Source organism: Abyssibacter profundi (genome assembly GCF_003151135.1).
Classification (GTDB): domain Bacteria; phylum Pseudomonadota; class Gammaproteobacteria; order Nevskiales; family OUC007; genus Abyssibacter; species Abyssibacter profundi.
In genome coordinates, this window is sequence record NZ_QEQK01000022.1 from 1 (window position 1) to 18,084 (window position 18,084).

Below are 18,084 nucleotides of genomic sequence, written 5' to 3' on the forward strand. Positions count from 1 at the left end.
ATGTCCGCGAAGCCACCTACTGGTGGATGATCGAATACAACGAGGAACGACCGCACGATGCGCTGGGCAACATGACACCAGCCGAGGCCAGATTACTTGCCGCCAGAAACTCTACTTTTGAACTGTCGCCTTGACGGGGAAGCTTACGCAACCATGACTCAAATCCCTTGACGACTATCGCTCCTTGATTGCCAACATTGACCCGCTCACGACAGATTCACTTGACTGCAAACGTATAACAAAAGGACGCCACATGACGTAACCTTAACTCCATAAAGATTCTTCTCGAAATTTTTTCAATCCCACCAACAACGGGGATCTTATCATAGTAGTTGTGACCCCAGAATGGCACGCACGAAACATAACTATATCCCCAATCAAGTATTCGCCGCTCTTGAGACCGAGTAGCCCAGCAGTTATCGTACCTTGCGGGAAATTTCGGAGTGCCGTCATCTGTTCGATTTTTAAAGAACGCTCGAAGAATCGCTTGAGACGCAATTTCTGGAAGTAATTTATTCAATATAAAAGGGGGCGAACCGAGCGCAGGGTGCAAGTGCAAAACCATGCCACCTGGATTAAGGTGCCCAAGAAGCGCCCTCATTAAACGCTCGTTGTCATCAACGTGCTCGTAAACCATTCTTGAAAATATCAAGTCAACACCAACCGGACCCAAATCTGCGAGATTACCGTGCAGCTTAGAAAATCTATCGTCACACATTTCCAATTCTCGCATAGACACATCATTCACTATGTAATCAATGCCACGCTTAGAAACCTCCTCATAGGACATGATCGGGTCTCTCCCCCCACCCATCTCTATACAACTCTTGACACCTTTTATTTCGATCAATCTTTCAATTAAACCCTTAAACTGACGCGAAGCGGACGTAAATTCTCTAGGGCAAAAGTTAAGCAACTCTTCAATTATTAAATTATCCATTATTTCCACACCACATTCGAATGATTCAATCTGAGCATAACGATGACCTCGGCCATTAATAAGGCCGCCGTCAAAACCAGAAGATCCTGAGCATACAGCGCACCAACAACGCACGATACAAAAAATATTGCGATACGTAAATACACTATTCCTTCTAACTTTCCAACAGCCGCTCGCAACGCGACCAGCATCTCAATCCACGACTGCAAAACCCCTAACAAAACGAAAAGCAACACAAGCACAAAGCTATAATGCACTCCGAATATCACTATGGGCCGGAATTCAACAATAGACGGCAACGCCAAAACACAGGAAAATAAAACCACTAACACAAGGAGCCACAACGAATAATCAGTATTGTCAGTTTTCAAAAAACTGAACTGTCGTCCGTTCATCCTTTCTGCCCATGCTACTCTAGCCGCAGCTTGAGAGAATATTACAAAGACCCTTGAAAAAAGCCTGTGCACCGAAAACACCACAACGGCTTGAGCGCCAAGAACGGTGTTTATTAAAATTATCGGGAGAGACGCACTTAACCCTGGCCAAAGTGCAAGCGCGCCATACTCGCCTCTACTTGAAGGTGTCTGACTGCAACGGGAGTCAGACCCGAAATCGCGCGACGATTCATACTGTGCACCAGCCATGCTTCTACCCAAGAGGGCAACACCCAGGAAGAGTATCGAAAAAAACGACACAGCCCTCGCAAGAGCCAAAGAAGCCGCCAAGACAATCAAGGAATTGAATATAAACGGCATGATTAAAACCAGAACAACCTCAACGGACTTCGCAACATTCACCAAATTATAGGCAAGCGCCCCCTCGTCCAATGAACGCAAAATGAAGCACTGAAACTGAGTGAGAAAATAAAATGCCACATAAAACGACAAAAGTATGAGCATCCATCCGTCCAACCACTCACCTATCAGAGCACCAACTTGCGACCTAAGACCAGGAACCACCTCGATCATGAATGACAATAGAGCAAATGAGATTATAACAACAAAAAAAAGCCGTAACTGCCGAATGAAACCGAGCCCGATTTCAGATTTTATTTCTTCTAACCCCGCCCCCATTAATATGGAGTTCCGCAATTTTTGCCCTGAAACTGCCGCATTCCCACCTTCAAAGCAACAGCACAAGAATATTAACGAGTGAAATGTGATCCAATGACCAGCGCGCTCAGCGCCCCAAGCTAAAAGAGGTGAGAAATTCAACGCAAATCTATCTGCGAGCATGAGCGCGGATGAGAATCCGGATGCCAACCAAGTTCGAGACAACTTACTCACAGGTTTTTATTGCCCGTGAAAGCGCAAGTTCAAGCACGCCTTTTAACTCAACCATGCGTCGATCCGTAATCAAGTACACAGCCCCAATTCCACACTCATCCAGCTCGCATTCGTTTTCACGCCTAAACCATGTGTCGAAATAACCCAGCACTTTTTCAGATGCTAGTTTAGGCATGACAGGACAAGCTCCAGAGAGCCTTCCAGCCAGCAATGCATGCAACCGGTCTGATATTACATAATTTACACTCTTGTAGACATCGAACAGCTTTTCTATACTAAATTTTTCCTCGCTTAATCGAAAATGATCTAAACCGCATGAGTCAGCCAGCTGATCACATAGTTCACTGTCAAAAAATACCTGGGATACTATTTTTATTCGAGCGTCCTGATTAGTTTTAGTTTGAATCCTTTCGATTAGTTGCGACCAATACGCATCTACATTCTTAGCTCTAGGGACAATAGTAACCATCACCGGGTCGCGTTTTGCACGTAACCTGGTTTGTTTCCCCGAAGTGCTAAAGTAGAAATGGGCCAGATCAGGGGCCAAGTCAGCCCGACACCCCCACGCTTCTAATATCTCTAATGACCTACCGTCCCGAACAAACAGTTTGTCACATAGCCGAGAATGAAAAGCCGTTAGCAGGCCAAAGATCCCAACTGCTGGCTGCATCGAGGATGGCATCCTATATATTTCCGCCCCCCATAATTTAATCCACAGCATGAGAATTGCATGCACGAAGTAAAGAACAAAGGAACGGAAACTGTAGGCCCCGGTATAATGCCCCGGTTTCTGGACATAGACTGCTTTACCGATCCCGTATCTCACAGGCCAAAGCGCGATGGTTGTGATAAGGCGCTCATTCAGTATCCTAATGTTCGATACGTTACCGTAGGTAGTCACCGCAGAAATGAACGCATCTGCGTAGTACTGAGGCACCCCCCTCCCCAAGCAATACACTCTCGAATGCCTGCTTAACCATGCAACGGCAGCTGCATTTATAAGAAGATCTCCAGCATTTTCGAACTGAGTCCTTAAAGAAAATACATATACTTTCACGCCCCCTCCCCTCCTACTCATCAAGCCCTCTTTCTTCAAGTCAATTCAACCCGTCAAGTAAAAGAACTTATTATCAGTGAAACGCATATAATCACGAGATAACACCAGAATATGCAATCATACTCGGCGGGAACATACATCTTCCATAGCGTAACTTCAGCCTCATTCCCCACGCCCTCCCAAGACCGACAGAAACGCATTCATCCACATAGGCGCGTATCAATAAAAAGTCGCAAGATAATAATCACGATCTCGCTCTACGTCTTATGAGGCGCAGCCAACACAGGCATACAGAAATCATCAGAAAGCAACGAGACAACCAGGATTACCACGACAGCAACGATAGGGTGCTTCCCGAGAATTCACGGCGAACGCCACACGCAAAAACCTCAACACCTGCGCTTTAAGGCAAATAAAACTGATATACTTTCCACTAAAGGCGTAAAATCAAAGAGAAAATCAATGCCTGCAGCCCAAATCCCATATAAACGCCGACGAATAGACTTAAATAGCAAGCCAAACCCATGCCCAGCAGTTGGATTGGCTAAAATATACAAGAAAATAGAAATATAGACAGCCCAACTATTAAGCAGCTTTTGAATATGTACGCGAATAGAGGAGAGCAAATACCAGCCCTCCTGATAATGTCGCTGTATGAAGGTCACGAGTGCACAGAAAAAACATGCAAATAGATAGTAACGGGACGACTACGGCGCCCGCACCAGCATGCATTACCCTCTCCGCTTCAAGGTCAGCAATAAAAACGATTAGGACGGTAAGCAAGATTACAATTATCGCACCAATTATCCCGCCCATTGCGAGGCCCGTACCGATAAAACCAACTTGCAGGGTTGTCTGATATTCGCCGAGATAAATTTGTGGAATCCGAGAATTTGCATCAAAACATTCAACTAAGCCAGTCGCACATATGCGGCCAATCACAGACAGGCCTTTTGGATCGGATTCGAAAAGAAAGTAGTCGACCCAAAGATGAAGCGCGTCGGCACTTGCATAGAACACCCGGTAGATCATAGTGGCTGTAATTCTATCGGCATCCAACAAACCAGAGGCAATAGCTTCTGAATACTGAAATAAATAGAGTCTATAAATCCCCGCAACAGCAATCACGCCGATGAGAATAAAGAACAGGTGCCTACGGCCGAATTGACGCAAGTCGTAGGATGCAACTTTATGGGTATATACTGAATAGCCTACTAACGTGAATATAGTAAGATAGTACAAATAGAAAAACTTATTTAGCTGAATCGCAGAAACTATCGCACCCACAATAGCAACAAAAAAACCCAATAGAAAAGAATTCCGCGACGCTAAATAACCGAATATACTTGCCGCCAAAATCGGCACTAACGAAAACCTCACAGCAGCTGCAAACTGGTACCACGCAGAGTCGACAAATAGCTCGCGTCGTAACTCAGAGTAACTAAACAGACTAGAGCCAAGTAGGAACTTTATGTTAGTACTAATGATTGAACTGGGAGCGCTCAAATATAAAGAAGTTAATGCTACGCCAATAAAGCAGAACACCAATAGAATGAGTTTTCCTTTTCTGACATGGAACTCTGCACGCATATCTACAAGGTCACCCGCCCCCCTACGGGCCATACCTTGTCTAGTGAATAGAGCGACTGCGAGCGCTGCATAAACCAGGCCAACCAAGACCGAGTAAAGTGAATGCGAATAATCTGTAAGAAATTCTGAATGTCTGTACAGCGAGCTCTTTAGGACGGTGTGCGGGCCGTACTGTAGAATGAAAAAAAAAGCAAACGCGTGTATCGGCCTTGCTGATATTCTCCCACCTAGAATGATAGCCGCAACAAGTAGAAAAAATAAAAAAAGAGCGAAGAACCTGGAAAGTTCAACGTGCAATAGATTTTCCATTCTCGCCGCACGCTTTGAAGGCTTTTCGATAAGCTAAAACTTTCGCCGGGGAGCCGACCACGATGGCACCATCAGGAACGTCCCTGGTAACTAAAGCTCTAGCACCAATTATGGCAGACCTACCTACCGTTATGTTTCCCAATATTGTTGCGCCGAATCCCACGAACGCACCGCGACCTATTCTAATATAGGCCGGCTCATTCCGACCCGTCCTATAAGCCAGTTCGCTGCTGTAAAGATCGTGGTCATTCCCAATCAAAGACACATGAGAAGATATCAAAACGTAGTCCTCTATCAGAAAATCGACCTGGGAAGTAAAGTTCGACCCTATAGAAACATGGCTACCAATAACACCGTTAGTTGGAACGTAAACTTCACAACCTTTACCTATCACCACATCCGAACCAATGGAAATCCTGAAGCGCGCCTGAATAGCGAACATAATCCGGCGCACAAGCCGTACGAATTCAACGAAGGGGCTCAAATAAGTGTGATGACGCTTTAGCGGGGACAGTTCATCATCTCGATGCATCGGCTAAACATCCCTCAACTGCACTAAGAAACCCTTCAGTCATTGCATCAACCGAAAACTTATCCAGCGCATAGTCAACAATGGCTTCTCGATCAGCCTCTGTTAGGCTTTCGTTTTGCACATATGCTTCGATCAACTTCGCTAAGGCCGCTTCATTATCGGTATCAAAGTATTGACTTCGCGAACGATCGTCATCAAGTAACACAACCTCAGGTGCATGGTCTTCATTCTTGGAAACCAGTACTGGACAACCGAATATCAAACTCTGAGTAACAGACAGACCCGCAAATCCTGGCACTACAGAAACTGCGCTAACCGCATACAGACCAGCTAATACCCCAGGATCTGATACATGACCGTGAAATCTCACCCTCCCCCTTAAACCCAGCTCATCAACTCTAGAAGACAACGCTTCACGCAATGGGCCGTCACCAACCAAGTGAAGACGACTATCTGAGTCACAATTTTTTAAAAACTCGTTGAATGCATTGATCAAAACAAATGGCTTCTTCTCAGCCACCAACCTACCAACCGATATAATGTCTCTTCTAAACTCGGGAGTAATTTGCGGCTTGCAAATGGAGCGTACAAAGCTGGCGGAATACAAAGCATTCGGCGCCACGTATACCTTCTTTCCCGCGCAGCCACCGGAACTTTCTGCCTCCTTCTTCTGCTGCTCCGTGTAAACAATTAAACCATCCATCATCCTAAGCATGATTTTTCTTAGAAATGCGGTTTTGGATTCAGGACCCTTTCTCGGCCAAACATGCCCCCAGCCGAGCGTACGCTTCCTAGCTACCCTTCTAACAATAATCCAAACCCAGTTAGTCAGAACTCTCGGATTGTACTCGATCACAACGAGATCTGGCTGCAACACCTTCCATGGTTTTATTATCTGAAAACCAACACCTCTTGAAAATGCGTAAATGTTCCTTACCATCTTAACGCGATTGGTTGCCAGAATCTCCGCATCTGTCCTGACGGACTTTTTAAAGTACTCCTCTCCCACATAAAAAGTACAGTTCAGCCTTTCACTCTTGACCAACTGCTGAACAAACTGCCGCCTATAATCCCCCATCGCCATTTGGATAACGGCGACTTTAAGAACATCACTGTTAACAGAGGGTGTAGCCAACCGCACGTCAGTAAGCACCTTTTCTCGTCAGAATAATAAAAACCGTCTTTAACAGTATATACAAATCCAATCCGGCGCTCGCGTTCATAGAGTAGTATCTATCCATGGCCACCCGCCTTTGATACGAAACATCATTCCTTCCAGACACCTGCCATATACCAGTTAAACCAGGACGACAAGAACGATAAGCGCGCACGGAGCGTTTGTATTTTATCAACTCACAATCTGTAACGGGCCGGGGCCCAACCAAACTCATCGCCCCAGATATAACCACAAAAAACTGCGGCAGCTCATCCAAACTTGTTTTACGGATAAACAATCCAAAGCTATCTATACGGGGGTCGTCTTTCAGTTTTTGCGTCTCATTCCACTCAGCTCGGGCTTCTTCATTCTCCTTCAAATAATCTTGCAGAATCCCATCGGCGCCGACGGTCATTGATCTAAATTTCGGACAGATAAATGCCTTCCCGCCCAAACCGATTCTTTCTTGCATAAAGAACACTGGCTCGTTCTGCAGCCTTCGAAAAGCGTAAAGCCCACAAAACACAGGAAAAAAAACACCCACACCCAGAGCTCCACCCATCAAATCAAGCGCGCGCTTTCTCTTACTTGACAGATACGCCCCACCTCGCTTATTAAGCTTCATATCTAACCACGCAGCTACTGGTCGATAAGTAAACGATCGAGCTGAAACAATGTGGAAACTGTCGGAAGGATTTTAGCGACAATGGTGTTGTAGCTAGAAAGTCCAGTACGATCAACGTATACAACATCACCAGGTTTAACGTTGAAACTCTGACTCAGGGCTAGTGAGGTAAAGCCATCAAATCGAAGGAGATAAGCAGTTACCCGTTCCAACTTATCTCCGTCGGCACGAGAGCGAATCACATACACTTTCTTTCTATCCGCCGTCTCCGAATTAAGCCCCTCCACAGATGCAATCGCTTGTGCAAGACTCATCCTGCCTTCCGGAAGTGGCAGCACGCTCTGGCGGCCGAAAGCTCCGAACATATACACTGGATATTCAATGCTGGAAGGAACTTCTAGAATATCATCCTGTTTGAGGATTAAATCTAGCGCACTGATTCCTCTTTTAGAGACTCCGTGCAGATCAACTTCAATACTTTCTCCATCCCTTCTCAATATCACATAACGTTTACTCGCGTTCTCTGTCACCCCCCCGACCGCTGCAATGGCTTCAGCAATTGTTATGCCGCGATCGGTTACCGGAACGGGTGCCGGATTGCGAACGTCGCCTAGAACCTTCACAGTTTGTGATCGAAATGCAGCAACCCTGACGTCAACTTGCGGGTTCTTCACAACTCGAGCTAGTCGCGCCGCTATTAGCCTTCTGATTGTTCTAACGGGAAGCCCCTCAACGTTGAGCTCACCAATATACGGGTAGTAAATACTGCCATCAGCCCCAACCAAACGGCCAGCGCTCTCTGGATCACGAAACTCGCCTGTTGGACTGGTCAGTTCTGGGTGCTCCCATACGATGATAGTAAGAACATCACCGGGGCCGATTACGTAACCATCTTCTGTTCTATGATCCAACTTAGAATGTACAAATTCAATGTGCGCTTGCCTGCTCAGTGAATCAGTTGTATTTATCTGTGCCACCCTGTCTGCAGTCAATTTGATCACATCAAATCCACCTATGTGAACCGGAGCACCTTCCAGCGCCCGTTGGCCTGATACGTCCATACCCGTCACCAACGTGCACCCTGCACTTAGCGAAAACCAGACAAGCAACACATGTAAAGCAAGACGACGACTAATCATCTCTACTGCCGTATTCATACGAATAGTACCCATAGCCAGACCCATAGTGACTTTCTCTTGCCAAGTGAATTGTCATTCCATTAATGACAACACCCTTTACAGTAGAGCCACCTCTTTCCAGCCTCTGCTTTGATTCACGCAATTCATACATAGACGTCTGTCCGGCCCTAGCAATTAGAAACAGAGAGTCGAGCTCAGCTGCAATGATGGCAGGATCGGTTACGGCTAAAATAGGCGGGGTATCAATAATTACAATATCGTAATCCATGCGCCAAGATTCGATCAATTGCTTAAACTCCCCCCCCATAAAAAGTTCAGCAGGGTTTGGTGGCGATTTTCCACGCGGCAGAACGTCTAATCCCTTTATCGCAACATCCCTTCGAATGCAATCCATCTGACCACCTGCCAAGATATCTGAAAGTCCAGGAGATCGAGTTATTGAAAATCGCTTATCCGAATCCCCTCGGCGCAAATCAGCGTCCACATAAAGTGTCCGCATACCAGCTATAGCCGACGCAACAGCAAGATTTGTAGAGACGAATGTTTTTCCGACGTTTGGAGATGGTCCGGTGATGCCCAGGACCTTGTTCTCAGATGAAGCGCCTACCGCAAAGTGCAAGCTAGTACGGAGACCGCGAAATGCTTCAGAAAGCAAAGAGTCGGGGTTAGATAGAATACTTATTGTATCCTTTCTTTCCTTATTTTTTGATTGATCTAGAGGCAACACTGCATACACCGGAATGCTGAGATCAGCCTCTACAAGATCCGGGTCCGCCACCCCTGTGCGAAAGAAACGTTTCGCCACGAGAAAAATAATGGCCACGAAAAGACCGAGAAAGGAAGATATAACAATATTAAACAAGCTCTTGGGCGCAACTGGTTCAGGAAGAGTCGCGGCGTGGTCTAATATTCTAACGTTTCCTACTGTACCTGCCTCCACAACCTTGAGCTCTTGAGCCTTATTCAACATGTAGGTATACAGCTCCGTACTAACCTCGACACCCCGCACCAACCGTAGAAGCTCCTGCTGAACTTCTGGAAGTCCTGCGGAACTCTTTTCGAGCGCGTTCTTTTCTGCCTGCAACTGCTCCCTTTGCTCTTTGAGCGTTTGAACAAGGGGGTGCTCTTCAGTGTAGTTTCTTTGAAGCTCTGCTCTTTTTAGGTCTAGTTCAGACAGTTTCTGCTCGATTGAGACCAGCTTATCCAACACTGACTCTGTCTCTATAGTCAGGTCTATCGTTTTATTCTTTTCACGGAATGCTGCAAGCTCATTTTCGGCCTGTTCCAAGCTCCTGCCAACTTCAGGTATTTGATTGTTAAGAAAATCTAGACTTTGCTGCGCCTCTGCAGACTTTCTTTCAACGTTTTTCTTAACGTATGCATTCGCCACCGCACTCAATACTGCTTCCAAGTGCCCCCGATCTTCCCCCTCTAGAGTAAGGCGCATGATACCAGTATCCCGGCCCACTTCAGTCACAGCCAGATCCTGACGCAAATTCGCAATAGCTTTCATTTTCGATCGAATCTCTATTGCATATCGATCACCCACTTCTCCGGCGATGGATCGCACATTGAGAACCACTTTCACTCCAGAATCTGGGGCTTGGAACTCCAAAGCCTCATCGAACCTTCCCCTTACGAGCTGCCTAGAACCTGAATAAACACCGTAATCTGCATCTGATAACTTAATCAGTTCAAAGGAAGCCTCCCCACCCCCTAAGCCAGACCCGACTATGAATCTCCTAACATCCACGGCGTTCGCGGACCTTTGAAACTCACTAGAGCGCCAACTAGATTCCTCTTTATAAATACCGTTAACCGATTCAAGAAACTTACCGATAATCGGGAAATAAATTGGCTCAACATTGAGCCTGAGACCCTCTTGCTCTACGACCTCTCCAAGTATACTTCTTGATCGCACGATCTCAATTTCTGCCCCGATACTACTATCAACGGGCAGCATATCGCCTAACTCAGAAAGCCCGCCTAGAGCGGAGCGCTCTTCTTCCACCTGTATCAACGTATCCGCACGATAAATCGCAGGCACGACTTGAGAGAAAACGGCGGCAATAGATGCCGACACCCCTACACATGCAGCTATAAAAAATTTATTTGCCGCAAAAAGCGAAAACAGAAAACGCAGATCAACATCTCGTGCAGCCGTACTACCATTCACTTCACTAGCATCCTTTTGTGAACCAAACCCCTAGCGTGCGCTGACCAACCTCGCACAAGCTAGACCTTCAAAGAGAGTCGGCACCTCATAAATGATAAAGTGAATTTTCTCGAATATCGAACAAAATATAGTCTCACGCATTTGTCATCAGATCGAACTCCGTAATAGTTACGGCTTCTTACTTAAAATAACTGCATCCGCCACATTTTTTGGACATGCGGAATAATGTGAAAATTCCATAGAAAACTGACCACGGCCTGACGTGATAGTACGAAGATCGCCGATATAGCCAAACATCTCCGAAAGCGGAACATCTGCTTTGATTCGGACTCCTGTGGCCCCTGGTTCCTGGCTCTTGATCATTCCGCGACGCCGATTCAGATCACCGATGACATCACCAACGTGATCTTCTGGGGTGAACACGTCGACTTTCATGACGGGCTCCATCAGCTGTGGAGTAGCTTTCGGCATGGTCTGGCGGTATGCCGCTTTAGCTGCAATCTCATAGGCGATTGCGGATGAATCAACCGCATGGAACCCACCGTCGATCAGTGTGACTTTAAAGTCCACCATGGGGAAGCCAGCCATCACGCCTTCGGCCATGCTGAGTTCGAAGCCTTTCTGAACTGCAGGCCAGTATTCACGTGGCACGTTACCGCCGGTCACAACGGATTCGAATTGGAAGCCTTCACCTGGCTCCAGGGGCTCGACTTTGTAGTCGATCTTGGCGAACTGGCCGGAACCACCCGTCTGCTTCTTGTGGGTGTAGCTGTCTTCAACGGCCTGGGTAATGGTTTCACGGTAGGCCACCTGTGGTGCACCTACTTCAACCTCAATACCATGCGTACGGCGAAGAATGTCGACCTTAATGTCGAGGTGCAGCTCGCCCATTCCCTTCAGGATCGTCTCGCCACTGTCTTCGTCGGTTTCCACGTGGAAAGACGGATCTTCTGCAACCATCTTGCCAATGGCGACACCCATTTTCTCGGCTGCGCCCTTGTTCTTGGGTGCAACAGCAACGGAGATCACCGGCTCGGGGAAAACCATAGGTTCCAGGGTGGCCGGGTTTTTGGGGTCGGCCAGGGTGTGGCCAGTCTGGGTGTTCTTCATACCCAGCACGGCGACGATGTCACCAGCCTGTGCGGAGTCACGCTCTTCGCGAGATTCAGCATGCATCTCCACGATACGACCGATACGCTCGGTCTTACCCGTGTAGGTGTTAAGCACGGTCATGCCCTTCTCGATCTTGCCCGAATAGATACGGATAAAGGTCAGGGCACCGAAACGGTCATCCATGATCTTGAATGCCAGCGCACGAAGCGGACGGTCGATGTCCACGATGGCCTTCTCGCCGGTTTCGTTGCCTTCCAGGTCGACTTCAGGCTGCGGCTCAACTTCAGTCGGGCTGGGCAGGTAGTCCACCACGGCATCCAGCACCAGCTGCACGCCCTTGTTCTTGAAGGCAGAGCCGCAGTACGTGGGGAAGAAGTCCAGGTTGATCGTGCCCTTACGGATACAACGCTTGATGTCGTCGATGGCCGGCTCTTCACCTTCGAGATAGGCCTCCATCAGATCATCGTCCTGCTCGACAGCGGTTTCGATGAGCGCCTCGCGGTACTCAGCGACTTCGTCGGCCATATCTGCCGGTACATCCTGAATTTCGTAGGCCAGCGGGTCGCCACTGGCGTCCCAGACCCAGGCCTTCTGGGTTAGCAGATCGACCACGCCCGTGAAATCATCTTCGCGGCCAATCGGCAGCGTCATGACCAGCGGCTTGGCTCCCAGCACATCTTCGACCTGCTTGACCACGCGCTTGAAGTCAGCGCCCAGGCGGTCGAGCTTGTTGACGAAGATGATGCGAGCAACTTCGGATTCGTTGGCATAGCGCCAGTTGGTCTCGGACTGTGGCTCAACGCCGCCGGAGCCACAGAACACGCCAATACCACCATCCAGCACCTTAAGCGAACGGTAGACCTCAATGGTGAAGTCCACGTGCCCGGGGGTGTCGATGATATTGAGGCGGTGGTCCTTCCAGAAGCAGCTGGTAGCCGCTGACTGAATGGTGATGCCGCGCTCGCGCTCCTGATCCATGAAGTCCGTGGTGGCCTCGCCATCATGAACTTCGCCGACCTTGTGGATCTTGCCTGTTAGGCTGAGCACGCGCTCGGTCGTAGTGGTCTTGCCGGCGTCCACGTGAGCGAAGATGCCGATGTTGCGATAGAGAGAGAGATCAATGGACATAACGTGAGACTGAACTTCAATGGGGCTCGCAGAGCCGCGATTCGGCTCTGAAGCGGAGTGGTCAGGAAAGCGGTGTCCTGGGTGCCAGGAAACCTGATGAAAAGAACGTGCCGAGTATACCGAATGGGTATGACCCACACATGTCCGCCAGTCGTTGGCAACGACAGGTTCGTGGCGTGCATCTCATTCGGTTCACTCAAGCCACCGCAAGGTGGCAGATACGAAAACGCCCAACCGGTTCGGCTGGGCGCTTCGTCAACTCACAAACTGGCCAGCCAGAGGCTGGTCAATTATGGATGATTAGTTCGTGCCGGTCGTGCTGGGCGTGGTCGTGGTCGTCGTCGGTGCTTCGCTATCGTTAGAAGCTGCCGCACCGATCGTAACCCCAGCCGTGATCACCGTGGTGGTCACGACCGTGGTCGTTGCCAGCGTGCCAGCAGCACCGGCTGCGCCTGCACCACCAGCTGCGCCACCTGCTGCTCCCGCACCGGCTTCACCCTGAGCGAACGCAAGAGGGGCCGCCAAGATTCCAGCGATGAAGAGAACTTTTTTCATGCCTATAAACTCCGTTTTCATTAAGCGAGGTGGCTTACACCGTGTAGATTGAGGACTCTCATCGTGCCTGTCAACGGTGCAGCACCTGTAATTGCCAAATGCAGCACAGTCCGGTCGAGCGCTGCGCCCACATTAGTCGAACATGTCGTGCCGCGTGCGCACGATTTCGAGGTAGTCACGATCCTGCGTCACATCATACAACCGACGGCCGTCACGCACTTTTTGTCCGCCATCGCGCGTCAATGGACGGAAGCTCGCGCCCACGCCCAACCGGGTGCTCTTGGGCAGCAGCAGATCCAGCGGGATGCTGAAGAAGAACCCCTTATCGAAGGACCCCTCACCAAACTCTTCACTGGACACATCGGTCTTGGTGGCAAACACGCCAATGCGCGCACCGGAATCGAACACCCGCGCCATGGAGACCGTGCCGCCTATGTCCCCTGCCAGGTAGCGCCCAACGCTCACCTCGCTCTCAATCGCCAGCGGATAAAAGTAGTGGTACAGCGTGACATGCCCGGTCGTGACTTCGTAGTCGCGGAATGAGAACTGCTGGTCGAACCCGCGCTGCTTGACCCGATTGATGTTCGCCCCCACTGCCCAGTTCTCGGCAAACGGGCGATAAAGCACTTCCGCAGCCACGCCACCGAACATCTCTTCGAAGATGCCGGCGGACCCGCGCACGAACAGCTCTGAGGTCAGCGGTCGAATGTAATTGACTTCGAGCTGACGCAATCCATCTGCGCCCTCGCGCTGGTACTGCGCAATATCACTACGCACACGCGGCAGCACGCTATCCGATTCACGCTCGATATCGTCCAGGTTCGTGGCCACGGCCAGCTCACCCACTGCACTGGTGGAAAGATGCGGCGTCCACCACTTCGTCAGGCCCAGCGCCAGATACAGGCCTGCGCGATAGGAATCGTCCGGATCACCAAAGCTCTGCCGGTACTTTGGTGTCAGCGTCCAGTCCAGGTCGAATAGCTCTCGGTGAACTGCAGGATCTTCGGCAATGGGATCGAGCGCGGGCGTTTTGAACGACGCCCATTTGAGCGGATAACCGGGTTCTTCAACCCCGCCGGCTGCCAGCTGGACGTGATCGCGCACAAAGCGCACCCGCGTCTGCTCCAGCCCATGCGACACCTGCGCAATCTCGATGTAACGCGTGGCTTCGGGGGCCATCACGGCCAGCACCCGCGCCACGCGTCCGTGGCGCCGGGCCAGCTGGCGATACGGTGAGTCGCCAACCCAGGCGATCAGCGTCTCATCGCCTTCGGTGAAAGCCAGGCGAATCACCGGGATATTCTGCCGCTCAAGCGCTGCGATGATGTCTTGCGCACGAGCATCCGCCACCGACTCGCCTTCCGTAGGCAAGGCCACATACGAAAGCCCGGCAGATGGCGGCGCGACCGGCGTTGGCAGGGGGTCCAGGTACTTCGGGGGGCCAGGGTCTGCAAGGTCCAGCGCCAGCCGGAAGCCGAACACGAATTGGTCACCACGCTCCCAGCCGAAGTTGGCGCCGAATAGACGCTTGGAGTAGGCCACGCCGAAGTTCACGGGGTACTCGACGTCCAGATCATTTCCAAAGGGCTCGGATTGATAATCGTTGCCCTCACGCTCGATCATGAATGACCACGGTGAGCCCACAGGCGCCCAACGCACGCCGCCGAAGAACGCTGCGTCGCCAGCAAACAAGCGACCCAGTTCGAAATCACCGACGCCCTCTTCCTGATTGTTGTCACGCACCTCGAAGCGATCCGACAACCCACCGAGCGGGCTATCCAGGTCCGCGCGGGCACCCTGCCGGCCCCAGGCGACGCCGAAGGAAATGTCCAGATGCCCGAAGCGCTTATTCGCGACCAGATACTCGCTGGACAGCAGCCCGGTACCACCTAAATCCTGCACGCCCACAGCGAGGGACGGCCCAAACCAGGTTTCCTCGCGAAGCCGCAGCTTGAAGTCGAAGGACTTGTCCAGGTAGCCATCCCGGGTGAACGTGCCGTCAGAATCCGAGTACCGAAACTTGGTGTAGCGGAACGACGCCTCCAGCCAGTCATACGGCGTGGCGGTGAAATACGTGGAGTCGTAAGGCCGCGCCGAGGCAAAGCCAACACGCAGTGAACCAGCCGGCGTGAACCGCGCGGTCGGGGTCTGCATTAAGCCCACATTGCCGTAGCTGTTGGCCGGCAGATTGGTTTCGTTCGCATAAACCGGACCGCCGATCGCGGCCAGTCCCGCAGCCACGCCCACCCAACTCATGATTCTGCGCGTGTTCATGCGGGCACCTTCAGCGCTTCCATGAACAGGTGGTTGCCCTGCTCCCACAACTGACCTTCTGTCCGACGAATCCGCCCCTGGGCATCGTGCCAATAGGTCATCACCACCGACGGTGAGGCCGGGGCGGAGTCACAGCGATACTGGCTGCGCATGGTATCCAATGGGTAGGTATTAATAATGATGGTCGCTGGCTCCGACTGCTCCAACACACAGCGCATCGGCCGTTCGATGGCATCACCGTTAGTCGCGACCGCGCGCAGACCCACGATGAACTCGGCCGGGGGCTCGGGTTGTAGCGTCACCGCCCCCCAGTCGAGCCAGGTTTCGGTCTCAGGCAGGCGCAGATACTTGATGCGACCGTCCCGGGCCTGATGCAGGCGAAACACATCGCCCGCACCCCAAAGATAGTCCTGACCCACGTACTCAATGAGCACCGGAATGCCAGCGCGATTGCCGTCAACACGTACACCCAACTGAGCGTAGGGATACGCCGACACCTCAGCGCGGGTTCTGGGGAAATCCCCATCACCACGCAGCTGCTCCATGGTCTGGCTGATCAACTTGCCCTGCACGGACGACGCACAGCCGGATAGCCCCAGCGCCCCAGCCGCCAACCCCAAGCCTGCGACCAGGACGCTGGCCGTCTTACTCATTCGATGCATGAATCTGATTCTTGTCGCGAAAGCGATATTCGGAAGTCCGAGTGGTGGGTCGATCCCCACGAGGCGGCTCGCCCGGCAACCCACCCTGCCTGGACGGGCCTCCCACCGCGAACCACGGCAGGCCGGCAGCCTGAAACGCGACAAAGAATAGCACTTGCCCCCGAGACAACGGGCCTGCAGAGGCAGGTTGGACTGCCAAACCGGTTGCAGAACACCGACCTTGCCATGAGCCCTTTCCGCAGCACACAGCTTATGGGTATACTCCGCGCCCGCCGTGAGCCAGCTCGCGGCAGTTCGGGCGATTAGCTCAGCGGTAGAGCACTGCCTTCACACGGCAGGGGTCACTAGTTCGATCCTAGTATCGCCCACCAATTCACGACAGCGCCGCCTTCGGGCGGCGTTGTTGCTTCTGCGGCCATGTCCTTTCGCTGCGATTGGTGCTACAACCCTTTGCACCAACTTGGACACGGCACTGCGCCTTTGACCCTCGAGTTCGACCACTGGATTGGCACGCTGTACCGCGCCGGCGCGAAGGTGCGACCCGAGCATTTCCGGCGACAGGCATTAGAAGGCCTGCGTCAGTGGATTCCCTTCGATGGTGCGCTGTGGGGCAATGGCACGCTGGAAACGCTGTCGTTTCACACCTTCGACAGCATCAACCTGCCGGATGGCTTCGCCGACGCGCTGGAGCAAACCCGGCACCTCAATCCGATTCTCCCGCGCATTCTGCAGCAGCTGGGCCGGCCGGTGACCATGGAATCCGTCTTCCCAGATGCGCAGTTCTTCGATTCCGAACTGTACCGCTGCACCTTTGCGCCGTTCGGCATCCACCGCATCCTGTCCACGGGCCTCACCGATGAGCGCGGCGGGCTTTATACCCTGCTCAGCCTTTATCGCCGGGATGCCGACCGCCCCTTCACCGCCGATGAGGTCGCGCTACACGAACGCGCGGTGTTCCATTTGGTGAATGCGGCCTCGCATCTGGTCTTCACCTTTCTCAATCGTCGACAAAACGACGTGCCAGATAGCAGCGCCGCCTGCGTCTGCGATGGGCTCGGGCTGTACCACGAGGTCCAGGCCAAGTTTCTCGACATGGCCGAGCGACACTTTCCCGAGGCGCCCCGCGGCCGCCTGCCCTTCGCGCTGGATGCGCTCTCTGGAGAGGACTGCACCCTCAACGGCCTGTCGGTGCGCGTCCAGCGCCTGGGCGATTTGTTCGTGGTGCGCATCTGGCCCTGCGGCCCCATGGATGAGCTCACCGTGCGCGAGCGCGAAGTGGTCGAGTCCATCTCACGTGGTCTGACCTTTAAAGAGACGGCCCGCCGCCTGGGCGTTGCGCCCTCCACGGTGTCGAACCACCTGTATCGGGTGTACCAGAAACTAGGCGTGCACTCGCGCTCGGCGCTGGCCAGACTGGTACACGAGCAGGACGGCTCATAGACTGCAGCCATTGACGAGGCGGTGGCCGCAATGCGCGCGACGTTTGCGATGCTTTGCGACCTTTGGCCCGGCTGGCGCATCCAGCTTTGAGTACGACCCGTA

15 protein-coding genes and 1 tRNA gene are annotated in these 18,084 nt (G+C 51.7%); 3 read left to right on the forward strand and 13 right to left on the reverse strand.

Features of this window, described 5'->3' with window-relative positions:
* Positions 1-134, forward strand: a 134-nt coding sequence (locus tag DEH80_RS16580; protein ID WP_165831532.1) for an integrase core domain-containing protein, incomplete at its 5' end; no start/stop codon positions are given.
* Between the two features lie 83 nt (positions 135-217).
* Here DEH80_RS16580 and DEH80_RS16585 read toward each other — a convergent pair.
* The 13 genes from DEH80_RS16585 to DEH80_RS16645 form a co-directional block, all read right to left on the reverse strand.
* Positions 218-940, reverse strand: a complete 723-nt coding sequence (locus DEH80_RS16585) for a class I SAM-dependent methyltransferase (RefSeq protein ID WP_109721642.1) — start codon at positions 938-940, stop codon at positions 218-220.
* Entirely contained in the window at positions 940-2,226 is a 1,287-nt protein-coding gene (locus tag DEH80_RS16590) for a hypothetical protein (protein ID WP_133249301.1), read from the reverse strand. The genes DEH80_RS16585 and DEH80_RS16590 overlap by 1 nt, the downstream gene beginning before the upstream one ends.
* A complete protein-coding gene (locus DEH80_RS16595; protein WP_133249302.1) occupies positions 2,219-3,322 on the reverse strand; it encodes a polysaccharide pyruvyl transferase family protein in 1,104 nt (367 codons plus the stop codon). Before DEH80_RS16595 ends, DEH80_RS16590 begins: the two co-directional genes overlap by 8 nt.
* Positions 3,323-3,868: 546 nt before the next feature.
* Positions 3,869-4,906, reverse strand: a complete 1,038-nt coding sequence (locus DEH80_RS16600; RefSeq protein ID WP_109721645.1) for a hypothetical protein — start codon at positions 4,904-4,906, stop codon at positions 3,869-3,871.
* 253 nt (positions 4,907-5,159) lie between these two features.
* Positions 5,160-5,714 carry an acyltransferase gene (locus DEH80_RS16605; protein WP_109721646.1) on the reverse strand — a complete coding sequence of 185 codons (555 nt, stop codon included), beginning with the start codon at positions 5,712-5,714 and terminating at the stop codon, positions 5,160-5,162.
* Complete coding sequence (locus tag DEH80_RS16610) at positions 5,701-6,867, reverse strand: glycosyltransferase family 4 protein (RefSeq protein ID WP_133249304.1); 1,167 nt, start codon at positions 6,865-6,867, stop codon at positions 5,701-5,703. The genes DEH80_RS16605 and DEH80_RS16610 overlap by 14 nt, the downstream gene beginning before the upstream one ends.
* Positions 6,857-7,495: a sugar transferase gene (locus DEH80_RS16615; protein ID WP_109721648.1), complete on the reverse strand. Its 639-nt coding sequence runs from the start codon at positions 7,493-7,495 to the stop codon at positions 6,857-6,859. The genes DEH80_RS16610 and DEH80_RS16615 overlap by 11 nt, the downstream gene beginning before the upstream one ends.
* Before the next feature lie 14 nt (positions 7,496-7,509).
* A complete protein-coding gene (locus DEH80_RS16620) occupies positions 7,510-8,667 on the reverse strand; it encodes a polysaccharide biosynthesis/export family protein (RefSeq protein ID WP_165831533.1) in 1,158 nt (385 codons plus the stop codon).
* Positions 8,627-10,810, reverse strand: a complete 2,184-nt coding sequence (locus DEH80_RS16625) for a polysaccharide biosynthesis tyrosine autokinase (RefSeq protein WP_109721650.1) — start codon at positions 10,808-10,810, stop codon at positions 8,627-8,629. The genes DEH80_RS16620 and DEH80_RS16625 overlap by 41 nt, the downstream gene beginning before the upstream one ends.
* A gap of 168 nt (positions 10,811-10,978) precedes the next feature.
* Positions 10,979-13,051 (reverse strand): elongation factor G, encoded by a 2,073-nt coding sequence (gene fusA / locus DEH80_RS16630; RefSeq protein WP_109721651.1) that lies wholly within the window; start codon positions 13,049-13,051, stop codon positions 10,979-10,981.
* A gap of 300 nt (positions 13,052-13,351) precedes the next feature.
* Complete coding sequence (locus DEH80_RS17405) at positions 13,352-13,606, reverse strand: hypothetical protein (RefSeq protein ID WP_165831534.1); 255 nt, start codon at positions 13,604-13,606, stop codon at positions 13,352-13,354.
* Between the two features lie 132 nt (positions 13,607-13,738).
* Positions 13,739-15,880: a YjbH domain-containing protein gene (locus DEH80_RS16640; protein ID WP_109721653.1), complete on the reverse strand. Its 2,142-nt coding sequence runs from the start codon at positions 15,878-15,880 to the stop codon at positions 13,739-13,741.
* Entirely contained in the window at positions 15,877-16,542 is a 666-nt protein-coding gene (locus DEH80_RS16645; protein WP_109721654.1) for a hypothetical protein, read from the reverse strand. Before DEH80_RS16645 ends, DEH80_RS16640 begins: the two co-directional genes overlap by 4 nt.
* Before the next feature lie 296 nt (positions 16,543-16,838).
* Between DEH80_RS16645 and DEH80_RS16650 the strand changes: the two genes are divergently transcribed.
* Together DEH80_RS16650 and DEH80_RS16655 are read left to right on the forward strand one after the other, a co-directional pair.
* A tRNA-Val gene (locus tag DEH80_RS16650) sits at positions 16,839-16,913 on the forward strand.
* Between the two features lie 109 nt (positions 16,914-17,022).
* Positions 17,023-17,982, forward strand: coding sequence for a helix-turn-helix transcriptional regulator (locus tag DEH80_RS16655; RefSeq protein ID WP_207774665.1), 960 nt, complete (start codon positions 17,023-17,025; stop codon positions 17,980-17,982).
* Positions 17,983-18,084 lie beyond the last annotated feature (102 nt).